The organism is Orrella daihaiensis, assembly GCF_022811525.1.
Classification (GTDB): Bacteria; Pseudomonadota; Gammaproteobacteria; order Burkholderiales; family Burkholderiaceae_B; genus Algicoccus; species Algicoccus daihaiensis.
The window spans coordinates 425,817-447,463 of record NZ_CP063982.1; the positions used below are offsets into that span (position 1 = coordinate 425,817).

Here is a 21,647-nt window from a genome sequence, read left to right on the forward strand (position 1 = left end):
GATGCCAGTTCAGTTGCAACACATCGCACATGCACGCTCAGGTGACAAGGGCAATACCGTGAATATTTCCGTGTTTGCGTACGAGCCTGAGTTTTACCAGTTGTTGAAAGAGCAGCTAACTGCGGAGCGGTTCAATGCACACTATCGCGGCGCCATCAAAGGTGACGTGCAGCGGTATGAAGTTGACAATATTCAAGCGCTGAATTTTGTAGCGCATGGTGCCTTGGGTGGTGGGGTGTCGCGCAGCCTTTCACTAGATAATTACGGCAAGGCACTATCAGCGGCTATTCTGGGTATTGAGATTGATGTGCCAGAGGAACTGTTGGGCAAGTTGCGGGGTTTTTGAGCTCAGTTGATTGGCCGCCCGAGCCAGGAGGCTAGACTCGGGGACAAGGACATCAACCGGTACACACCGTATCGGGAAGTCCGTCGAATCCTACTGGCACGTTCTCCGGCGCAATTGAGCGTCAAGAGGGTCGAGTTGGGTGCGCTTGCACGTCAACCGACTGCGGATAAATCCTACGCGCAGATATGCGCAACTTTTTAGGAACAGAAAAGTATGAACAAGTGTGGGGTTTTAGTGTTCGCCGCTCTGGCAACTGGTTGCACCGTGTCTGGGCCCGATCCGATCATGGGATTGCAGTTGCCTAACCCTGCGTCGGTGTATTGCATCGAGCGTGGTGGCTCGATTGATATTCAAGAAAGCCCAAAGGGTGACGTCACTACATGTGTGTTGTCCAATGGCACCCGAGTTGATGAATGGGAGTTTTACCGCCAGAACCACCCGCAGTGAACGGGCCGCTGAAAACTAGTCCATGTTGCCGCTGTAGATGAACTTGGGCATGCCCCACTTAAAGCGAATCGCTAAAAGCCGCAAGGTTAGCCCGATCGTCATGGCGATTGCCATGCCGAGGTCGTGGTTGATGTCAAAGGTTTCGCTGCCCACGTACAGCACGCCGGTGACAATGGATACTGTAGCGTAGAGCTCGGCGCGAAACAGCAGCGGGATGCTGTTGCACAACAAGTCCCGCAAGACGCCACCGACACATCCAGTGATCATGCCCGAGCCAATGACGATCAGAAATGGCAATTCCAATGCCAGGGCTATGTTGCAGCCGATCACCGTGAATACGACCAATCCAATGGCGTCAAGCAACAGGAATATGTTGCGGAGTTTGTGCATGTAACGGGCCACGGCAATCGTAAACAGCGCTGCGCCGCCCGTCAGCAGCAGGTAGTGGGGGTTCTGTACCCAAGTTAGCGGATAGTTACCCAACAAGACATCACGCATTGACCCACCGCCGAGGGCTGTGACGCAGCCCAGTAGCATCACACCGAGCCAATCCATTTGGCGTTGACCCGCAACGAGCGCTGCAGTCATGGCTTCGGCCACGATGGCGATCAGATAGAGGGTATGTAACAGTGTGGTGGTGTCGTAGGAGACGGTCATGGATAGGCTGGTGGCTAGGCTGCAATCAACGCAATAGGATCGCGTCAACTATAACTGCTTCAGAGCATCTCCCGGTAGGACGTCGCAAAGATTTTTAAGGAGCTAGGTGCTTTCTGGTATGCCAAGATTAAACAAGGTCTTGAAGTTCGACATGCAGTGTTTCAATGTCACGCAGTCGGGCACGCGAACCCTCTCCAAGAGTTGCGGCGACTTGGCCCAATAAAAAGTTAATGACACTCATGGGTGCGCTGTAACTATCGAAGAGTCCACGACTCTGACACTTGCAGACGATTACAAGGTCTGATGGTTCGGCTAAGGCTAGACCACTCGAATCGGTGATCAACAGTAAAGGGATTTTTCTTTGGCGAATTATCTGTAACGTTTTGGGTAACAATGCCACCCGTCGCCGAAATGCAACGACGACGGCCAAATCCGCCGTACTGAGCTCGCAAAGTTCTGCTGTCATCGAGTCGTTTGATGGAGTTGGTGTGGAGACCCCGCTTCGAAGCAGCCCGAGTTGCACTGCCATGTAATTCGCCAGAAAAGCGCTGTTGCGAAACCCAATGAGGGCTACGCGACTGGCTTGGGCAAGAAGATGGATGCTGTCGTTTAGTGCGACCTCAGTCTGGGCGTTCCAGGTCTGTTCAAGATTCGTCTGTTCTAGCCTAAATTGCTGCGCAAGTCTTCCTTTCAGTGATGTCTCGGTTGGTTCCAGCTCGTTTTCCAGATACAGAGGTGAGCCCCAGTCTTGAGCGGCTCGAGCTTGTTGCCTTGCAGCCGTGAATGAAACGTAACCGAGGCGCTGGATAAGCCGTGTCACGGCTGCCTTGGACGTCTCGGCTAAGTCGGCTATTTCACCGGCAGTGTGACTGACCAGCGTCCCGGGCGAGTTCAGCAAGAACTCAGCGATGCGTTGTTCGCTGCTTGGCAGTTGCGCCCAATGACTTTGAATTCGAGCCACTAGTGTGGGTGCAGTCTGTCGCGTCTTTTTTTGCGGGGGCTTGGTATCGGCCGGTGAGCGTGGCATGAATTTTGCGTCCGAGAGTCTATCGTCAATAGTGCGATACGAGATAAGCGTAAACCATAACTGAAAAATTAATTTCAAAACAGTAAATTGTTAAAACAAAATAATCAATTTGGTGCGTTCCATGCTGTCAGTTGGTGCATAGCGCCCCAAAACGAGCCGGACACAGATGGAGATCGGGAATGGCAGCTAGCCAGGACTTAGTTGGTATGTCGAGCACGTTGACCATACTCTCTCAGCGCTTAGGCACTTTGACGGACAAAGTTTGTGTCGGCCTGATGGCCTTATTAGTGGTCGATGTGTGGCTTGGCGTATTTGCCCGGTACATATGGCCTTTGCCGATTACGTTTATGGAAGAAGCCGCCCGCTACATCATGATATGGGTTGCGTTGTTAGCGGTGTCTAGTTGTATTGCGCGCCGCGAACATATCGGCATGCAAATGTTGTTTGTACTATTGCCCGCGCGAGTGCGCCGGTTGATGCTGCTGTTGCTTGACACCCTAGGAATTGTGTTTTTTTTGTTGTTGTTCTTCTACGGCATTGGCATGGTGGAGCGAGGCGGGCGCATGATGACCATGATTTATGGTCTTACTAAGCAACTGCCATTTGCCGCCGTACCCGTCTCAGCTGCGTTGGCTGCCATCCAGTTAACCCTGGTGGCATGGCGCGACCAGTTACGCCTATCCAATGACCGCGACTTGGTGGTGTGTCCATGATTGCCGTCGGACTGACCTTTTTATTTTTGCTGGTTGCAGGCATGCCGATTGGATACACGCTTGGCTTAGCTGGCATGGTCGGGATGTACACCATTGGCGGCGGCGGACGATATTTGGCGATGGCACCGGACCGTTTTTTTGCTGGGTTGGATCTATTCACCTTTTTGGCCATGCCATTTTTTATTTTGGCTGGTGAAATCATGAATCGCTCGGGAATCACTGACCGGCTGATTGGTTTGGCTGATGCGCTTGTTGGGTACTTACGCGGTGGCATGGCTCATTCGAACATGTTGGCTTCCGTGATGTTCGCGGGGTTGTCTGGTGCAGCAACGGCTGACGCAGCGGCATTTGGAAATACTTTGGTGCCAGCGATGGTTAAAAAAGGCTATACGCGCCCATTCGCTTGTGCTGTGACAGCGGCCGGTTCGATTATCGGCCCCACCATTCCACCCTCGAACTTGATGGTGATCTATGGCTCGCTTATGGGTGTATCTGTCGCTGGATTATTTGCTGCCGGGATCTTGCCAGGACTGCTGATTTGCCTGGTTTGCATGGCAGTGATTGCGGCCTTGGGAAGAAGACTGAGGTTGCCCAAGGGAACCGAGCGACCGAGCTTACGCATCATCTTGCGGGCATTCAAGGACAGCCTTGCCGCTTTGGTGATGCCAGTCATGATACTTGGAGCGATTTTGGGTGGTATCGCTACGCCGACCGAGGCTGCCTCGATCGCCGTCTTTTACGCGCTCATCATGGGGGTGTTCGTCTACCGGAAAGTCAGCATGCACGATCTGTATGAAATGCTGGTGCGAACTTCGCGTATCACGGGGATTATTTTTCTGATCATTGCTTCGGCGTCGATTGTCGGCTGGTGGATGACTTTTAACCAGATTCCTCAAGCTTTAGCGAAGGGATTCCTGGCGATTTCAGAGAATCCTGCCGTGGTGATTGCCTTGATTCTGGCGCTCTTGCTCTGCATCGGCATGTTCATGGACATCAATGCGTTGCTCATTATTTTGGCGCCCGTCTTGGCGCCCTTGACAGTGGCCATCGGGATGGATCCGATTCATGCTGGGGTAATGATTGTGTTGGCGCTGAATATATCGCTGATGACTCCGCCAGTAGGGGCGTGTTTGTTCGTGCTGGCATCAGTGACCGGCGAGAAAATTGAGCGCATCGCCAAATCACTTTGGCCATTTTTATTGGCGGAGGTTGCGGTGCTCTTTTTGGTGGCCTATTGGCCGGACCTGACGCTTGTCATACCAAGGTGGTTTGACTTGGCGGCTAAATAGTTCTGTCGTGCAGGCTGGTGGGTGGCTAAGGCCGGCCTGTTTTTTTAACCTGTTGTTCCCACAGGAGTAATCATGAAAATCTCATTCAAGAAACTGGCGTTGAGCGCGCTAACTGCAACGGCACTAATTGCATCGCCGGCTTTTGCTGACAAAGTCATTCGTCTTGCTCACTTGAACCCAGACAGCCCGTTTGATAGTCACTCGGGTGCAATGTCAGCGGTATTTAAAAGCCTTGTTGAAACCGGCACCAATGGCAGTGTCAAAGTCGAGGTATTCCCGAATGGCCAACTTGGCAAAGACGATGAAGTCATCCAGCAAGTACGCGATGGCTTGATTCAGTCTGCCATTTCATCAGCTGGTGGTATTGCATCTCACTATCCTCTGGTTGGTGTGTTTGATCTACCGTTTGCGTTTCCCAACATTGCGGTTGCCCAAGAAGTTATTAACCTCAACAGTCCATTCGGTCAGAAACTAGCCGCTGATATCCAGAAAAAAACCGGTCTGAAAGTTTTAGGGTTGCTTGATTCGGGTGGCTTTTTCGCAATCAGCAATTCGAAGCGCCCTATCAAGACGCTTGATGACATGAAAGGTCTGCGAATTCGTACCATGACATTGCCCACTCACGAAGCAACCATCGCTTCGCTCGGTGGCCAACCTACCCCATTGCCTTGGGCTGAGGTCTATACGGCTTTGCAAACTGGCGTGGCTGACGGACAAATGAACCCGATTCCAATCATCGCATTTGCCAAGTTCGATGAGGTGCAGAAGTACTTGTCAATTACCAACCACGTCATCACACCGTACATCTGGACTATGAACGAACAGTTCTACCAGAGTTTGACGCCAGCAGAGAAGGCAGTTGTAGATATGGCAGCTCAGGTGGCTGTGCAGTCAGGTGTTGGTATCTCACGCATTATCGAAGCATCAGCCCAAAAAGGTTTGCCAAAGCTCGGTGAGCGCATGGAAATTAATGCTATCCCGCCAGCGGAACTTAAAAAACTCGCTGCTGCGGCTCAACCGGCCGTTCGTCAAGTGATTGTTGAGAAATTTGGGCCCGAAGGCGTGGAAATGCTCGAGGCCATGACTGCAAATATTGAGCAGGCACAGAAGTAACTGTTTAAGTTGAATCGTAGATGCGATATGAAGCGAGCCGCTTTGCGGCTCGCTATAAAGGTTGGAGACATGAGAGAGATTATCAAGGGCGAAGGGGTGGCGGTTCTGTCAAACGCGATGGCAGTAGCGCCGGCTGATCGCTACGGAGAGGTTCGGTCATCAATTCTGAGTGTTTCAGGATTTGATGCCGCTCAAAAGGAAATTACGCAATGGCCAGGCTATTTACCTACGGCGTTGCACTGCCTATCTGGACTAGCTCAAACACTTGGTTTAGGCGAGCTTTATTACAAAGACGAAAGTACACGCTTTACGCTCAAGAGTTTCAAAGCACTTGGCGGTGCCTATGCTGTGTTTAGGTTAATCCAGCAAGCCATTGCCAAGGAGCATAACGGTCACATGCCGTCACCCGAGGAAGTGTTAAGCGGTAAGTACAAAGACATTGTGTCCAAACTGACCGTTACGTGTGCTACCGACGGCAATCATGGGCGGTCGGTGGCGTGGGGGGCCCAGACCTTTGGCTGTGGGTGTGTGATCTATGTTCACGCAATGGTTAGTCAAGGTCGTGCCGATGCAATTGCTGCATTTGGTGCGAAGGTCGAGCGGGTGGCAGGCAACTACGACGAGTCTGTGCGCCATGCGGCTGAGCAAGCAGAAAAACACGGCTGGACGGTCGTGTCAGACACGACCTATGAAGGCTATCGGGACATTCCGATCGACGTGATGCATGGCTACGGCGTGATGTCTCGCGAGATGATCGAGCAGCTTGATGATGTACCCCCAACGCATGTCATTGTTCAGGCCGGTGTGGGTGCATTTGCCGCATCCGTTTGTGCCGTGTTCTGGCAGCACTGGGGCGAGCAAAGACCACGCTTTGTCGTGGTCGAACCAGAAAACGCAGCTTGTTTATTCGAGAGTGCCAAGGCCGGTCACCCAGTGGCTGTCCATGGCGAGCTTGATACTGTCATGGCTGGGTTGGCTTGTGGTGAGGTTTCGCCTGTGGCTTGGGAAATCCTGGCAGGCGGGGCAAACGATTTTTGTATGTTGGCTGATCACTACGCACTAGAGGGAATGAAAGTTTTTGCTAACCCCGTGGGCAGTGATCCGGCCATCGTATCGGGGGAAACCGGCACGACCGGCTTGGGTCTTTTGATGGCTGCAAAACACTCTCCTGCAGTATGGCAAGCACTTAGATTTGGTCCTGACGCTCGGGTTTTGATATTAGGCAGCGAGGGCGATACCGATCCAGAGATTTATGCAAAGGTCGTAGGACGTAAAGCGTCAGAGGTGGTGACATGAGTGCAACCCTGCAGTCAGGTAGTGTGCCTCGAGATCTAGCCGCCATGCGTATTGATGGCGACCGTTTGCTGTCAAACTTGAAGGCCTTGGCTAAAGTCGGCGCACGTCCTGATGGCTCGTGTTGCCGCTTGGCGCTAACCGATGAAGACCGTGATGGCCGTGACTTGGTTGTGCAATGGATGAAGGATGCTGGTTTGTCCGTTTCAATTGATCCAATTGGCAACGTGTTCGGACGTCGAGCTGGCAAAAATTCGGCCTTAGCCCCGGTAATGACCGGATCACACACCGATACGGTTCGTACAGGAGGGGCCTATGATGGCAACCTAGGAGTTCTTGGTGGTTTGGAGGTGGTTGCTGCACTGAATCAGGCCAACGTGCAGACCGAACGTGACTTGGTGGTTGGAATTTTTACCAACGAAGAGGGCGCAAGGTTTGCACCAGACATGCTCGGCTCATTGGTGTACGCAGGTGGTTTGCCTTTGCAAGATGCATTGCAGACCAAATCAATTGATGGTGCGGTACTTGGCGATGAACTCAAGCGTATTGGCTATGCTGGCACAGATGCGCTTGGCCTATATCGCCCACATGCTTTTGTGGAACTGCACATAGAACAAGGTCCTGTTCTTGATATCGAAGGTACTGTAATCGGCGCCGTCCAAAATCTGCAGGGCATCTCGTGGCAAGAGGTGACCATCGTCGGTCAATCGAATCACGCTGGTACTACACCTATGCGTATGCGCCACGATGCGGGGTATGTAGCAGCTTCGATTGCAACGTTTGTACGGGAGCTAACCAAAAGCATGGGTGGCGACCAAGTAGGTACCGTCGGTAAGATCGATTTGACGCCTAACCTGATTAACGTCATCGCAGCTCGGGCCGTGGTGACCGTTGATTTGCGCAACACCGACGAGGATCTGTTGCAAGAGGCTGAGGCCCGCTTTGCTGAGTTCCTGAAAGGAATTTCCGCGAGTGAGGGTGTTGAAATCAGCACCCGTCGCTTGGCACGCTTTGAGCCGGTTTTATTTGACCAAGCGGTGGTTGAGATTATTGAGCAACAGGCGGAGCTGCTCGGTTTGTCATGTCGGCGCATGACTTCCGGCGCAGGTCACGACGCCCAAATGCTGGCGCGTATTTGCCCGTCAGCCATGATCTTTGTTCCTAGCATTGGCGGCATCAGTCACAATCCAGCAGAACATACCGAGCCCGCCGATCTGTTAGCTGGTTGCAATGTTTTGCTGCACACATTGATCCAACTATTGAATCAGGAAGATTGAAACATGTCTCGCATTGTTACAGTGGGTGCTGCACAGCTTGGCCCGATTGCCTTGAATGAACCTCGTAAAGACGTAGTTCAGCGCCTGATTGCATTGCTTGAGCAAGGCGCCGCTCACGGTTGTGATTTAGTGGTGTTTCCTGAGCTCGCGCTCACCACATTCTTTCCGCGCTGGTATTTTGAACAACAAGAGCAAGTCGATGCTTTTTTTGAGCGTTCAATGCCCGGTCCAGATACACAGGCTTTGTTTGATGCGGCCAGGCGGCTTAAGGTAGGTTTTTATCTCGGGTATGCTGAGCTTACTGAGGAAAAAGGTCGCACTCGCCGTTTCAACACATCGATTCTGGTTGACCAGAATGCTGAAATTGTGAGCAAGTACAGAAAAATACATTTGCCCGGCCACGCAGAGCATGAGCCGTGGAGACGATTCCAGCACCTAGAGAAGCGTTACTTTGAGACGGGCAATCTAGGATTCGGAGTATGTCGAGCGTTTGGCGGCATTGTCGGCATGGCGATTTGCAATGACCGCCGCTGGCCTGAGACTTATCGCGTGATGGGTCTGCAGGGTGTTGAGATGATCCTTATCGGCTATAACACGCCCGTGCATAATCCCCCGGCGCCAGAACATGATAATTTGTCGCACTTTCACAATGAGTTGGTCATGCAAGCCGGCGCCTATCAAAACGGAACGTGGGTGGTTGGCGTTGGCAAGGCAGGTCGCGAAGAAGGCGTGGATCAGATTGGCAATTCGATTATCGTTGCGCCCTCTGGCGAAATTGTTTCGGCTTGCAGCACGCTATCTGATGAGTTGTCGATCGCTCGTTGCGACCTAGACCTAACAGTCTCTTACAAGTCTTCGGTGTTTAATTTTTCGAAACATAGAGAGCCTCACGCATACGGCATGATTGTGGAACGTAAGGGGGCGATCATTTCGGTTTAGCAACGGCGCAAGGTTTTACCGTCTTCCCCGATTCAACAGGGGAGGATTACCGTGGCATGTCAGGATCAATGATCAGTGGCGCTTAACTTTTAAGTGGGGACCTACTGGTCCTTTTGATGTCCTGATTGAAGATTTACATTGAAACTTATTGCAGATAGCAGCCTTATGTTTAGAAATAGGATGCGACCCGTATACCCCGGCGAAGTTCTGCTGGAGGACTATATCAAGCCCATGGGTGTCAGTGTTTGCGCTTTGTCGATTGCTTTGCATGTTCCTTATTAGCGCTTGCGTGAAATTGTGGACGGCAAGCGAGGAGTTTCGGCAGATACAGCCCTCAGACTCGAGCGCTACTTCGGTAGCGACGCTCAAGGATGGCTTGCTCTGCAAGCGGCATATGACTTGCGAATTACAGAGAAACAAAATGCAAAAGTCATTGCCAGGCAAATCCCCCCCCTGGATCGCGGCACCTGCCTAAGTCGCTGGTCGTTAACATTGCCTGCTTCAGGGCTACGTGTGTGGCTCATTAGCGAAACTGCGTGCAGCGCTGGAATTGCGCCCGATATCCGGAAATGATTACGTCAACACGGTGGTGTTCAACGTTACGGCCGGCTTCCGCTTCACAGTTGCCCTCCTGCCAAACTATCTGGTTCCTTCTCTTTACCCGTGTTAGGGATAAAGTTTTGTTCGCCACACAAAATTTCACTTTGGTGTCAGCTTCGGCGCAACAGTTGCAATCGGGAAACGCTAGTCAGATTGGTCTGGTATGCACGTGTTTCAATGTTGGTTGCTATTGCGGGTAGCTACTTGTGCCGTTGGCGTCAAATCTTGGTGCGAATTAGAAGGACAAAGCTACGCGCGAATGTCAGTGTTTTCGTCAAATGCCAGATATGACAGTATCGATTGCTGACACCAACACGTCAGCCTGTGGCCCGAGATTAGCTAAAGGGCGTTTCAATGTTTTTGCCGGCAACGGCGCAGCGTAGTGGGCAAGCGCATGAAAGCGCTTTCCTTTTACTGTAACAACGGGGCACAAGGTGGTAGGTACTTTGATTTGCGAATCGTATACCGCAAGAGGAACGGCCATTCGTGTTGCGAGCGCATCGAGCAGATCACTTTGAATAACTACTACATAAGGAATGCCATCACTAGCACTTTTACTCGGATTGGTAAAAACGTCATACTGTGCCATCGATGATTTACCAAGGACGTAGGTCAGCACCCGGAATGCCGCTTAGTTCAAACTTATCGTTTTGCGCTGCAATCCAATCACTGAACTCGGTTTCGAATTGCCTTTTGCGAGCAGCGCGATTGGCCTTGTCGTTGCTGGCTTGTAGTGCTAGGTACTGCTCGGCTGACATGATGACGGTATCAAGCTGACCGGCCTTTTCTACAAAAACAGGCTCGCGCTTGGCGATTGCAGAAAGGCTGCCGAATCGGTTTTTTGCTTCAGTGGCTGAGACTCGCATAGGAAACCTCCTGTTTATCAATGGCTATTTTAGCCATTAACCCAAGAGATTGAGGAAATTCTGGAGTTGGAATTATGTTGTCTGGTAGAGCCAGTTATAAACCGTGGTACCCGGGGCCGGACACAACAGCCGCATGAATAAAGGCTTTGCGTTAATTTGGGGAAAAAACAATCTTCCCCACACAAAATTTCACTTCAGTGTCAGCAGGCCGCAATAGGGACAATCTGGAAAAGCAGGTCAGACTAGTCTACTTTTGTGATTTCTAACAACGGATCGATTTTGTTGCGAAGTTTCACTGTTGATTGCGCCACCACTCAGACTGATCTCAAAAGTTGGGACAACTACCACCAAGCCATGTCTGTCGTCTTGAGTTCAGATTCGCAAGTTCGCGTGATGACCAGTGCCATGCTTGTGCATCAGCCTATGTAGACCTAAACACCGTGTGCTGCTGGCTCCTGCCAAATTTGCAAGCTTTTCCAATTGGCGAGAAAGCCCATGGCTGTGACAGGAATCTCGTGCCTGTCAATCAGTTCCTTCAACCGAATCCGCCAATGATGATCTGGTGCGATTGAGTCCATACAATACAGCAGCAAGACGAGAGTGTTGTAGAGTTTGCGAGAGCCCGAATTAAATTGGTTAGATAAGCACTGCGGTTTGTTACGTGGCAATAAAGGAGTGATAGTGAACTCACGGTTCCACAGTCGGCTGTGATGCGCACAGGTGTTCCGTACCAGTGAAAGATGACGTAGCCATGACTCTATCACCTTCTCATCTAATCCGTAGGCATTTGCGATGGCACGTCTAGTAGGCATTGGTTTCAAGTTGTTGTACCAGCGCGAGAGCAGTCCCAACGACATGACCTCGCACACGGCCCATACAGGCGGCAAGGACTCCTGATAGGTATTTTTTAGATGCTTGATGAAGGTCTCGTCCGAGCGATGAACTTCGCTCCCTAGCTTATCAAGGTTCTGTTGCCATAGGTGATACTTGAAAGCTATCGATGCATTGAGGTGAGCATGCGTGCCGTGCCGATGTGCCATTTGATAGGCCCAGTGGCTGCGCACGGACACTTCAACTCGCTCAATGGCGTCAAGTACTAAAAGGCGTAGCTCACGGTCAAATACGTATAGGTTTAGAACCCATTCAAACCTCGTGTTAGGTTGGAAACGGTGCGTTTTGTGGTCAGCCTCGAAGGGAAGCCAGTAGGCGCTAAGTCGATAATAATTGAGGTGTTCAAGGTAAAACTCGGCCGTGCCGAAGTCGTCGAACACCATGCCGCGCTCACGAAGTAACTCCACTCGTTGTGCATGGGTGGTCGCAAGTTTACTGAATGGTGGTTTGGTCATTTGCGCGCTACGCTATTAGCTCTCTGTGAGCTCAATGCGCTAAAAAAAGTAACCCGCCGGTTTGAGGGTGCACTTTCGCGCATAGCCTTGGCGGGTTTTGTTAATCAAATTGTACCTGTTAAGTACGTATCTTGGTGGTCAGCACTGCTGTTTTTTGCAGTGAATAACCGAGTCTAGTTGGTCTAGTGGCTGCCGGGGTTTTTTTTAGGATGCACTGGCGCGTGGTTTGCCAAAAGGGAAATGATGATGATCACTAAAACCAAAACGTTCGATGTCGCAGAGTTTCTCGAAGATGAGGAGACTATTGCCGAGTATCTAAATATGGCACTCGAAGATCCGAATCTATAAATGCTTCTATTGGCTGTCAGAAATATTGCCCGCGCTCGCGGGATGACTCAACTGGCCCGAGATACCGGTCTTGGACGTGAAAGCCTCTACAAAGCGCTCAGTGAAGGCGCTAAGCCACGGTATGACACGATCTTAAAAGTTGTGCGAGCGCTTGGTGTCAAGCTACACGCCGAACCCGCGCATGTCTAAGTGATTAATAGGTTTAACGAATACCCTCGCCTCACAGTGGGCGGGGCATAAAAATCGTTATGAATCAATTGCTTGGGCGTGGCGCCCGGGGCCGGACACAAAAGCCGCATGACTAAAGGGTTCGCGTCAATTTGGGGAAACAACAATCTTCCCCATGCAAAATTTCACTTCGGTGTCAGCAGGGCGCAACAGGTGAAATCTGGAAAAGCTAGGCACGGCTGTGTTGTTGAAACACGACATATTCCGGCTCTGCCTGATAGAATTCAACTGAAGTAGTTTCGATTTGATCTGACAATTAGGCCTTGCCAAGAGGTGGGGTTACCCAGTTTGATAGAGGTGCGAACTTTTATCAACTAGCGCGAAGCGCAATGGAGTAACCCCATGAGTAGTGTTAACCAAAATGTCATCAAACACAAGGTCGGCCTGTTGAACTTGGCTGCCGAGCTTGGAAACGTATCTCGCGCCTGCAAGGTGATGGGCTTTTCCCGAGACACCTTCTACCGATACCAAGCAGCCGTTGCTGAAGGCGGTGTAGAAGCTTTGCTCGATGCCAACCGCAAGAAGCCAAACTTGCGAAATCGTATTGAGCAAAGCATTGAATCTGCCGTGGTGGCCTTTGCCCTGGAGCAGCCCGCCTTTGGCCAAGTCCGTGTCTCTAACGAGCTGCGTAAGCGAGGTGTCTTTGTTTCGCCATCTGGCGTGAGGTCGGTTTGGTTACGTCATGACCTCGAATCATTCAAGAAGCGCCTGATTTCGTTAGAGAAACATGTAGCAGCCACGGGCGAAGTCTTGACCGAAGCTCAGGTCGCAGCACTCGAGAAAAAGCAAGAAGACGACGTCGCCCACGGAGAGATTGAGACTGAGCACCCCGGTTACCTAGGCAGCCAAGATACGTTCTATGTGGGTACCATCAAGGGCGTGGGTCGTATCTACCAGCAGACCTTTGTCGATACCTACTCCAAGTGGGCGACTGCGAAGCTGTACTGCACCAAGACACCGATTACCGCTGCAGACCTATTGAACGACCGTGTGCTGCCGTTCTTTGCAGAACAGCAGATGGGTGTTCTGAGGATCCTGACAGACCGTGGGACAGAATTCTGCGGCAAGGCCGAAACTCATGATTACCAGCTGTACTTGGCGCTCAATGACATCGAGCACACCAAGACCAAGGTCATGCACCCTCAGACCAATGGCATCTGTGAACGGTTTCACAAGACGATTCTGCAGGAGTTTTATCAGGTCGCCTTCAGACGAAAAATCTATCGGTCCATCGAAGAGCTGCAGGCTGATCTGGACGAGTGGCTGCATTACTACAACCATGACCGAACTCATCAAGGCAAGATGTGCTGTGGTCGAACACCGATGGAAACATTAATTGCTGGCAAACCAGCGTGGGAGGATAAAATCAACCAACTGAATCACTGAACTTGATCTGACATACAGGCACCGCAAACTGGGGATCTGTCAGATCAAGTCGCGACTACTACAATTCAACGATGCTTGAAACGTTTCGCACACGTCTGTACAAGAAACTAACTGGATATCTTGCTTTGCTGGCAATGATGTTCGGTTTGATGTTACCTGGTATCAGCCAAGCGATCGTACCTGTTTTGCAACATGACTCTCTGCAGGTGGCGGTTTGCACGACGTCGGGCATCAAATACATCGCTCTCGATGTCACGGACACACCTGTTGCTGGCGAAGACAAACCAACGTCCCTCCAGGATCATCACTGTGATTACTGCGGTGTAACAGGTTTTTCATATCTGGCGCCGGACTTTCAAGGGTTTCGGCTACCGGGGCTGGGCAAACAAACGTTTGGCCAACCCATTTCGGGTACACATCCTCACCCCTCATTAGGTTGGCATCCTGCCAATCCCCGAGCTCCACCGCTGCATATCTGACCTTTTGTTTGTTTCGCACTCGTTCCACGCGGCCTTGCGGCTGGCCGTGGATGATTTGCGCTATCTATCTATGCTCAAAGGTGTTCCCTATGCATTTTGGACTCAGAAAGTATGCATTGCTGGCAAGTTTCGTCGTCTGGCTTATTTCAACGCCCACCACAACTTGGTCACACGGGACTAGCTACGGCAAGCTGACGCTCGACCATCCCTATGCCGTGCTCACTCAAGACCCTTTGGGTGCAAGCGTTTACTTTCGTGAGTTAGCCAATCGTGGTTCACAGACCTATCGGATCACAGGCGCTCAGAGCCATGTTGCTGGTCAAGTAACACTGCAAACCGAAACACATACGCCTGAACACGTCGCCCAATGGATAACCATCCAGACCATCACGATCGAACCCAAAACATCGAAACGGTTTCGTCACAACGATGACCAGGGCTATCGGATCTTGCTCACTGACTTGCAGCAATCGCTCAAGAATGGTGACACCTTCGATCTCACATTGAATTTTGACGATGGCGGACACCAAACCGTCAATGTGTGGGTGCAAGCGCCTCGATTAGGCAAAAAAACTCACAGTCACTGACCGGTTATGTACCGTCGTACAACTATTTCAAGGATATTCATCATGAAATCAATCAAAACCTTAAGCGCCACGGTATTGGCGTTAGCATTACTGGCCAGTCCAGCAATCTCCATGGCACACGGCGAGACTGAAATCCGCTTTGTCGGACAAGTCAACGGTCAACCATTTGAATGTGGGAAGTCCTACGCCGACGTTGGTACGTCCAAGTCGATGATCACGCCAAGCGACTTCCGCATGTTCATCAGCGATGTTCGTCTTATTGATGGCCAGGGCAATGCGATTCCGTTACAGTTAACGCAGGACAAGACATGGCAAATTGATAACGTCGCGCTCATCGACTTTGAGAATGGCACTAGTCATTGTCGAAATGGCACTGCCCCATTGAACCAGAGTGTTCGCGGCACGGTGCCGCACGGGGATTACAAAGGCATTGAATTCACGCTGGGGGTCCCTTTTGCGCTTAATCACGGCGATCCTACAATCGCCCCAGCTCCCTTGAGCAGCACGGCTATGTTCTGGAACTGGCAGGGCGGCTATAAGTTTCTCAAATTTGATATGGCAACTACCGGGCAATCAAAAACGACCTTGCCAGCCGATAAACAAGGTGGTGGTAATGCTTCCGGATTCTCCGTCCACCTAGGCAGTACCGTTTGCGCATCGGCGTCAAAAACCACACCACCCGGTAGCTGCAAGAATCCGAATCGAGTGACTGTGCGCTTTGATTCATTTGACCCCGCAAAGGATGTCGTGATTGCTGATATTGGCGCAGTACTTGCAAACGCGAATGTCGATGTCAATACGCCTAAAACTGCAGTTGGGTGCATGAGCTTCCCCAACGACCCCGACTGCCCGCCGATCATGAAAGCATTCGGTCTGCCCTATGATGGCCAGCCCGGTGGTGTTCAGCAGTTTTTCCGGAAACAATAAATGATGAACAGCACATGGCTAACTAAGGTAGTGGCCAACGTGCTGCTCGTTAGTGGCCTGGCTTTTAGCCAGGCCACTCTAGCGGGTGCAACGTTTGATTGGCAATTGCCGAACTGGGTGCCCGAGCCGGTCGTGCCTGCAGATAACCCAATGAGCGCTGAAAAAGTTGAATTGGGTCGTCATCTCTTCTACGACATCAGGTTGTCCAGCGATGGCTCCATGTCATGCGCGACATGCCATGTTCAAGCGCTCGGCTTCACAGATGGGCGAACCACGTCTCCGGGCGTTACCGGAGAACTGGCTACCAGAAATGCGATGGCGCTCGGGAATGTTGCCTACTTGCCTGTGTTGACTTGGATGAACCCGCAACTGACGTCCTTGGAGATACAGGCACTTATTCCGCTATTTGGCGAGCATCCGGTTGAGATGGGTATGGCCGGTCGTGAGAACGAATTATGGTCACGGTTGAAGTCCGATCAGACCTACGTAGGGCTTTTTACGGCGGCATTCCCCGAAGAGGCGACTCAGGGAGAAGAGCAGCTGTATTCGTTGTCGACTTTGACCAAAGCCATTGCGGCCTTTCAGAGGACACTGCTGTCGTTTAACAGTCCGTATGACCGCTACAAGTACGGCAACGACCCAACAGCAATCAGCGATTCAGCTAAACGCGGCGAGACATTGTTCTTCGGTCACAAGATGGAGTGCTATCACTGCCATGGGGGACTGAATTTTACCGATAGCGTGGTGCACAAACGTATGCCATTTCCTGAACTTGGTTTTCACAACACAGGACTGTATAACGAGAACGAACAGGGGGCCTACCCGTCAGAAAATCCCGGCATTGTTGAGTTCACCGGTGAGCCTCGCGATCAGGGGAAATTTAGGACCCCAAGTTTACGCAACGTGGCCGTTACAGGCCCCTATATGCATGATGGATCAGTAGACACGCTCGAAGATGTTATTCGATCGCATTACGCTGTTAAAGGCAGAGGGGCTACGACTCGTGGCAAACCCAACCCTTTGCGTAGTGAACTGATCATTGGTTTCACAATTGACGATGGTGAGCTGAATGATCTGATTGCTTTTCTTCAAGCCCTGACAGATGAGCAGTTTCTCACCGATGACCGCTTTTCCAATCCCTGGCCGTAATCTAGTTGCGGGATATTCAGCTTTTCGAGCCGCCGTATTTAAATTGGACGGGAAAAATCTTATGTGCTCAGATGGAGATTATCTGTCGGCGGTTCCTCGACTTTAACCGGGTGTAGTGGATACTCATCCCCCCTTAATGGGGTAGAGCCGGGTAGAGCCAGAAGTCATCAGCCGGTCAACCGCATGACATAAAATCGTTATAAATCAATAATTTATACGTGGTGCCCGGGGCCGGACACAAAAACCGCGTGAATAAAGGGTTTGCGTGAGTTTGGGGAAAAAACTTTCTTCCCCATGCAAAATTTCACTTCGGTGTCAGCAGGGCGCAACAGGGACAATCTGGCATTTCAGGTCGCATTCATCCGTTCTCGTTCAGCAGCACAAAATGCTGCACTAGCTTAACCATCAATTCCTTTTGATCGGGTTTGCTCTCTGCGACTAGAAGTGCTAATGCGACTAACGTATTGTCGTTGATCAGTTGATCCACCGGACGGGAAAGCAGGTGCTGATTCAGTCGCAGGTACCAGAGAAACAGGAACGATCCTGTTCGCTTATTACCATCAGCTAGTGGGTGATTCTTGATTACCAAGTACAGAAGGTGTGCAGCTCTGCTGGCTACATTGGGATAAAACAACTCATCGCCAAAGCCTTGCTCGATAGTGGCTATGCTAGAGGCTAGGCCGTTGCCGCGCAATTGACCGAACAGCTCTGTGGCTTCACCTTTTGCAATCAGTTCGGCTTTGAGTTGTGCGATGGCCACTAACACTTCGCTCAGGTTGAGTGAACGCATGCCCCATTGCGTGCCCGTTTGTCCGGTCAAGCTTTGTTCGTCATAACCTTGCAATAAGCTCCAGCTGCGGGCATAGTCGGCAATTACCCCAAGAACAGCCTCTCCCTCGGTGCTGACGAGTTGTTGGTTGGCTAAGGTCTGAGATAGCAAATCTAGAGCTTGTTTAAACTCGATTCCGCGCTCTTTCAATCGTCGCTGACTCAGCGAGTAGCCGTCTACAAGGTGCTGGCGCAGCACGTTCGTAGCCCACTGCCGAAAACGGGTTGCATCGGTTGAATTTACACGGTAACCAACGGAAATAATGGCATCCAGATTGTAGTGTTTCAGTTGTCGTTTGACTGAGCGAGCGCCTTCCTGCCGAACTACCGAGAAATCCTCGGTAGTTGCTATTTCTTCTAATTCGTCACTGGCATAAACATTTTTTAAGTGCAAGCTAATGTTGTCAGCCGTTGTGCCAAACAACTCTGCCATTTGCGTTTGCGTGAGCCAGACAGTCTCACCCTCAAGCCGTACCTGTACTGCCTGATCGCAAGATTCGAAGATAATGATGCTATTCATGAGGTTGGCTTAAGAAATTCGAGCAGTCGAGATCAACAAGTCTGTGAACCAGTCAGCGGGCGACGCTTCTTGGACAATTGTAGAAGTGTAATGGCTGCTCGTACCCCCATATTCGGGTAGAGCCAATGCTCATCCCCCTTAATAGGGTAGAGCCAATTAATGCCTTATAAACCGTGGTGCCCGGGGCCGGAATCGAACCGGCACGCCTTGCGGCGGGGGATTTTGAGTCCCCTGCGTCTACCAATTTCACCACCCGGGCACATTCGATGAGGCTCATCTCATGAAGTCCATGATTATACGTGTAATTTGAACGCAACGTATTGGACTGGTTTTTGATGGGTTCGGCATTGGTCGTTAGGTGTGTAAGATTTGTGGATGGTTTATTGCATCTCACCAAAACCAAGGGATAACGGACACAAGGGGAGCCGTCATGCCATTGCTAACTAAAGAAGGGCGACAGATTTATTGGCGCACCGACGGTGACCCTGGCAAGCCCAAGCTCATTTTGCTCAACTCGTTGGGCACAGAGCAAGGTCTTTGGGGTCCACTCATGCCCAGATTGCTTGAGTCATTTCATGTTTTGCGTATGGACAAGCGTGGTCACGGGGGCTCAACCAACCTCGCTGATAGCTGCACGATGGCAGACTTGGCTCGTGATGTGCTGTCAGTCATGGATGCAGCAGGTTGGCGGCGAGCCCACGTTTGTGGTGTATCCATCGGGGGGATGCAGGCGATGTGGCTTGGTATCCATGCACCCGATCGTGTCGATCGGCTAGTGCTGTCCAATACATCGGCAGCGATCCCTCGCGAAGTATTTGCGGCGCGTATCGAACAAGTACGGGCTGAGGGTCTTGCTGCCATGTCCGACACGATCTTGGGGCGATTTTTTACGGCATCCTTCATCGCGGAGGCTGGACCGGTCTTTCATAGTGCTCGGGAGAACTTGCTGCAGGTTGATCCGCGCGGATATATCGCCTGTTGCGCGGCGATTCGGGATATGCAACTGATGGATGGGCTGGCTGCCATCAAAGCGCCAAGTCTGGTGATTCTGGGTGAGCAAGATCAATCAACGCCGCCCGTTATGGGTGAGACGATCGCAGCCTCGATTCCTGGTGCTGAGGCTGTCCGGCTGCCCTATGCACACATCCCTCTTTCTGAAGTGCCTCAGGAGTATGCCCGGATCGTGACCGATTTTCTACTCAAAAACTGAGCGAACCTTCGTGCGTCCTCTTGAAATCGGGATGCCTGCCCCTACTTATCAGTCATCGTGACATGACGCGAGGGTCATGATTGACCTTATGGTCATCGTTGGGCTGCCTGCGCGTTAGTAAAACCAAAGATATTTCAAGAACATAGGAATAGGTGACACCATGACAGAGGCGACTGAGCCCCAAACTTCGGAAACCATGGGTTTTCAGGCGGAGGTTAAGCAACTTTTGCACCTGATGATCCATTCGCTCTACAGCAACAAAGAAATATTTTTGCGCGAACTGGTTTCGAATGCATCCGACGCTTGCGACAAGCTTCGTTTTGAGGCTTTGGATAAACCCGAGTTGTTTGAGTCTGATCCCAACCTGCGAGTACGGGTAGATTTTGCTAAAGAGGCCAAGACAATTACGGTATCTGATAACGGTATCGGCATGTCACGCGAAGATGCTGTTTCGAACTTGGGCACCATTGCCCGTTCAGGCACCCGAGAATTTTTCTCGCAACTGACCGGTGATAAGCAAAAAGATGCCCAGCTGATTGGTCAGTTTGGGGTTGGCTTCTACTCCTCTTTTATTGTGGCCGACAAAGTCACGGTGCGCAGTCGACGCGCTGGCTTGCCTAGTTCCGAGGCAATTGAGTGGGTCTCTGATGGTCAAGGGGAATTCTCGATCGCCAATATCGACAAAGCTGATCGTGGCACTGAAATCGTCTTGCACTTGCGCGCTGACGAAGAGGAGCTATTGAGCAACTGGAAGCTACGTGAAATCCTGCGTCGCTACTCTGACCACATCAGCTTGCCGGTTGAGATGCCCAAGGAAGAGTGGGATGAAGAAAAGTCCGAGATGAAGCGCACGGGTGACTGGGAGGCAGTTAACCAAGCGAGTGCTCTTTGGACTCGTAGCAAATCTGACATCACAGAAGAACAATACAAAGAGTTTTACAAACATGTCAGCCACGACTTTGAAGACCCGTTGGCCTGGACGCACAACCGCGTCGAAGGCCGCAGCGAATACACCCAACTGCTGTTTGTTCCCAAACGTGCGCCGTTTGATCTCTGGGATCGTGATGCCAAGCGTGGCGTCAAGCTCTATGTCAAGCGCGTATTCATCATGGATGATGCCGAGCAGTTGCTGCCGTCATACCTGCGGTTTGTGCGCGGTGTGATTGACTCGGCCGATTTGCCTTTGAACGTCTCGCGTGAAATCTTGCAAGAAAGCCGTGATGTACGCACGATTCGTGAAGGCTCAGCCAAGCGTATCCTAAGCTTGCTCGAAGACCTCGCCGAAAACCGTAAGGAAGACTACGCCACGTTCTGGGCAACCTTTGGTCAAGTGCTCAAGGAGGGCACGGGCGAAGACATGGCCAATCAGGAACGGATTGCCAAGCTGTTGCGCTTCGCATCAACACACAACGACAGCGATGTGCAAGATGTCTCACTCACAGACTACATTGGTCGGATGAAAGAGGGGCAAGACAAGATTTACTACGTCACTGCTGAGAGTTACAACGCTGCCAAGAGCAGCCCCCACCTTGAAATCTTCCGCAAAAAAGGCATTGAGGTTCTGCTGCTGTGGGATCGGGTTGATGAGTGGATGCTGTCACACTTACGCGAGTTTGACGGCAAGTCGCTGGCGTCAGTGGCCAAGGGTGGCCTTGATCTCGAGGCCTTGGCTGATGAAGAAGAAAAGAAGAAGCAGTCTGAAGTGGCAGACACCTTCAAGCCACTCGTTGAGCGTTTAACCAAGTCGCTAGACGATAAAGTCAAGGAAGTTCGGGTCACGCTTCGCTTGGTGGACTCGCCGGCATGCGTGGTGGTCGACGAAAACGAGATGAGCCCGCACTTGCAGCGTTTGTTGCAGTCGGCTGGTCAACAGGCACCAGTGGTCAAGCCCATTCTCGAGATCAACCCGGATCACTCGTTGATTAAGCGTATTGAACAGGCAACCGATGATCAATTTGATGATTGGGCATTCTTGCTGCTTGATCAAGCATTGCTTGCAGACGGCTCGCAACTGTCCGATCCTGTCGGGTTCGTCAAACGCATGAATGAGCTGCTGCTCAAAGGCTGATGTA

22 protein-coding genes, 1 tRNA gene and 1 pseudogene are annotated in these 21,647 nt (G+C 51.4%); 17 read left to right on the forward strand and 7 right to left on the reverse strand.

Features of this window, described 5'->3' with window-relative positions; translation table 11 throughout:
• The first annotated feature begins 1 nt into the window (after nucleotide 1).
• Both DHf2319_RS02035 and DHf2319_RS02040 read left to right on the forward strand, forming a co-directional pair.
• The gene (locus DHf2319_RS02035) at nucleotides 2-346 is read left to right on the forward strand and encodes an AtuA-related protein (RefSeq protein ID WP_243479968.1); all 345 of its coding nucleotides are present in this window, start codon (nucleotides 2-4) and stop codon (nucleotides 344-346) included.
• A 213-nt stretch (nucleotides 347-559) separates the two neighbouring features.
• A complete protein-coding gene (locus DHf2319_RS02040) occupies nucleotides 560-793 on the forward strand; it encodes a putative hemolysin (protein ID WP_243479147.1) in 234 nt (77 codons plus the stop codon).
• 15 nt (nucleotides 794-808) lie between these two features.
• On the opposite strand, the gene DHf2319_RS02045 is transcribed toward DHf2319_RS02040, so the two are convergent.
• Both DHf2319_RS02045 and DHf2319_RS02050 read right to left on the reverse strand, forming a co-directional pair.
• Nucleotides 809-1,450: a trimeric intracellular cation channel family protein gene (locus DHf2319_RS02045; RefSeq protein WP_243479148.1), complete on the reverse strand. Its 642-nt coding sequence runs from the start codon at nucleotides 1,448-1,450 to the stop codon at nucleotides 809-811.
• A 127-nt stretch (nucleotides 1,451-1,577) separates the two neighbouring features.
• On the reverse strand, nucleotides 1,578-2,477 hold the full coding sequence (locus DHf2319_RS02050) for a MurR/RpiR family transcriptional regulator (protein WP_243479149.1): 900 nt from the start codon (nucleotides 2,475-2,477) through the stop codon (nucleotides 1,578-1,580).
• Nucleotides 2,478-2,656: 179 nt separating this feature from the next.
• On the opposite strand from DHf2319_RS02050, the gene DHf2319_RS02055 reads away from it, so the two are divergent.
• From DHf2319_RS02055 to DHf2319_RS13140, 7 genes are all read left to right on the forward strand, one after another.
• Complete coding sequence (locus tag DHf2319_RS02055; RefSeq protein WP_243479150.1) at nucleotides 2,657-3,190, forward strand: TRAP transporter small permease; 534 nt, start codon at nucleotides 2,657-2,659, stop codon at nucleotides 3,188-3,190.
• Nucleotides 3,187-4,479: a TRAP transporter large permease gene (locus DHf2319_RS02060; protein WP_243479151.1), complete on the forward strand. Its 1,293-nt coding sequence runs from the start codon at nucleotides 3,187-3,189 to the stop codon at nucleotides 4,477-4,479. Before DHf2319_RS02055 ends, DHf2319_RS02060 begins: the two co-directional genes overlap by 4 nt.
• Before the next feature lie 72 nt (nucleotides 4,480-4,551).
• A complete protein-coding gene (locus tag DHf2319_RS02065) occupies nucleotides 4,552-5,592 on the forward strand; it encodes a TRAP transporter substrate-binding protein (RefSeq protein ID WP_243479152.1) in 1,041 nt (346 codons plus the stop codon).
• A 69-nt stretch (nucleotides 5,593-5,661) separates the two neighbouring features.
• Nucleotides 5,662-6,888, forward strand: a complete 1,227-nt coding sequence (locus tag DHf2319_RS02070; RefSeq protein ID WP_243479153.1) for a diaminopropionate ammonia-lyase — start codon at nucleotides 5,662-5,664, stop codon at nucleotides 6,886-6,888.
• Nucleotides 6,885-8,162 (forward strand): Zn-dependent hydrolase, encoded by a 1,278-nt coding sequence (locus DHf2319_RS02075; RefSeq protein WP_243479154.1) that lies wholly within the window; start codon nucleotides 6,885-6,887, stop codon nucleotides 8,160-8,162. The genes DHf2319_RS02070 and DHf2319_RS02075 overlap by 4 nt, the downstream gene beginning before the upstream one ends.
• A 3-nt stretch (nucleotides 8,163-8,165) precedes the next feature.
• Nucleotides 8,166-9,101 carry an N-carbamoyl-D-amino-acid hydrolase gene (locus DHf2319_RS02080; protein WP_243479155.1) on the forward strand — a complete coding sequence of 312 codons (936 nt, stop codon included), beginning with the start codon at nucleotides 8,166-8,168 and terminating at the stop codon, nucleotides 9,099-9,101.
• A gap of 285 nt (nucleotides 9,102-9,386) precedes the next feature.
• The gene (locus DHf2319_RS13140; protein ID WP_369810208.1) at nucleotides 9,387-9,674 is read left to right on the forward strand and encodes a HigA family addiction module antitoxin; all 288 of its coding nucleotides are present in this window, start codon (nucleotides 9,387-9,389) and stop codon (nucleotides 9,672-9,674) included.
• Nucleotides 9,675-9,975: 301 nt separating this feature from the next.
• On the opposite strand, the gene DHf2319_RS02090 is transcribed toward DHf2319_RS13140, so the two are convergent.
• From DHf2319_RS02090 to DHf2319_RS02100, 3 genes are all read right to left on the reverse strand, one after another.
• Nucleotides 9,976-10,290 (reverse strand): CcdB family protein, encoded by a 315-nt coding sequence (locus DHf2319_RS02090; protein WP_243479156.1) that lies wholly within the window; start codon nucleotides 10,288-10,290, stop codon nucleotides 9,976-9,978.
• A 7-nt stretch (nucleotides 10,291-10,297) separates the two neighbouring features.
• A complete protein-coding gene (locus DHf2319_RS02095; RefSeq protein WP_243479157.1) occupies nucleotides 10,298-10,567 on the reverse strand; it encodes a type II toxin-antitoxin system Phd/YefM family antitoxin in 270 nt (89 codons plus the stop codon).
• 431 nt (nucleotides 10,568-10,998) lie between these two features.
• A complete protein-coding gene (locus tag DHf2319_RS02100; protein ID WP_243479158.1) occupies nucleotides 10,999-11,913 on the reverse strand; it encodes an Abi family protein in 915 nt (304 codons plus the stop codon).
• Nucleotides 11,914-12,159: 246 nt separating this feature from the next.
• Here DHf2319_RS02100 and DHf2319_RS02105 point away from each other — a divergent pair.
• The 6 genes and pseudogenes from DHf2319_RS02105 (at nucleotide 12,160) to DHf2319_RS02130 (ending at nucleotide 17,017) form a co-directional block, all read left to right on the forward strand.
• Nucleotides 12,160-12,450, forward strand: a pseudogene (locus DHf2319_RS02105) (addiction module antidote protein).
• 381 nt (nucleotides 12,451-12,831) lie between these two features.
• Nucleotides 12,832-13,875, forward strand: coding sequence for an IS481 family transposase (locus DHf2319_RS02110; protein WP_243479116.1), 1,044 nt, complete (start codon nucleotides 12,832-12,834; stop codon nucleotides 13,873-13,875).
• A 71-nt stretch (nucleotides 13,876-13,946) separates the two neighbouring features.
• A complete protein-coding gene (locus DHf2319_RS02115; protein WP_243479159.1) occupies nucleotides 13,947-14,354 on the forward strand; it encodes a DUF2946 domain-containing protein in 408 nt (135 codons plus the stop codon).
• An 89-nt stretch (nucleotides 14,355-14,443) separates the two neighbouring features.
• Nucleotides 14,444-14,941, forward strand: a complete 498-nt coding sequence (locus DHf2319_RS02120) for a copper chaperone PCu(A)C (protein ID WP_243479160.1) — start codon at nucleotides 14,444-14,446, stop codon at nucleotides 14,939-14,941.
• Nucleotides 14,942-14,983: 42 nt separating this feature from the next.
• On the forward strand, nucleotides 14,984-15,868 hold the full coding sequence (locus tag DHf2319_RS02125) for an MbnP family copper-binding protein (RefSeq protein WP_243479161.1): 885 nt from the start codon (nucleotides 14,984-14,986) through the stop codon (nucleotides 15,866-15,868).
• A complete protein-coding gene (locus DHf2319_RS02130) occupies nucleotides 15,869-17,017 on the forward strand; it encodes a methanobactin export MATE transporter MbnM (RefSeq protein ID WP_243479162.1) in 1,149 nt (382 codons plus the stop codon).
• A gap of 358 nt (nucleotides 17,018-17,375) precedes the next feature.
• On the opposite strand, the gene DHf2319_RS02135 is transcribed toward DHf2319_RS02130, so the two are convergent.
• A complete protein-coding gene (locus DHf2319_RS02135) occupies nucleotides 17,376-18,365 on the reverse strand; it encodes a virulence RhuM family protein/type II toxin-antitoxin system death-on-curing family toxin (protein WP_243479163.1) in 990 nt (329 codons plus the stop codon).
• A 174-nt stretch (nucleotides 18,366-18,539) separates the two neighbouring features.
• Nucleotides 18,540-18,624, reverse strand: a tRNA-Leu gene (locus DHf2319_RS02140).
• A 171-nt stretch (nucleotides 18,625-18,795) separates the two neighbouring features.
• On the opposite strand from DHf2319_RS02140, the gene pcaD reads away from it, so the two are divergent.
• Together pcaD and htpG are read left to right on the forward strand one after the other, a co-directional pair.
• A complete protein-coding gene (gene pcaD / locus DHf2319_RS02145; protein ID WP_243479164.1) occupies nucleotides 18,796-19,575 on the forward strand; it encodes a 3-oxoadipate enol-lactonase in 780 nt (259 codons plus the stop codon).
• Between the two features lie 160 nt (nucleotides 19,576-19,735).
• Nucleotides 19,736-21,643 carry a molecular chaperone HtpG gene (gene htpG / locus DHf2319_RS02150; RefSeq protein ID WP_243479165.1) on the forward strand — a complete coding sequence of 636 codons (1,908 nt, stop codon included), beginning with the start codon at nucleotides 19,736-19,738 and terminating at the stop codon, nucleotides 21,641-21,643.
• Nucleotides 21,644-21,647: the final 4 nt, after the last annotated feature.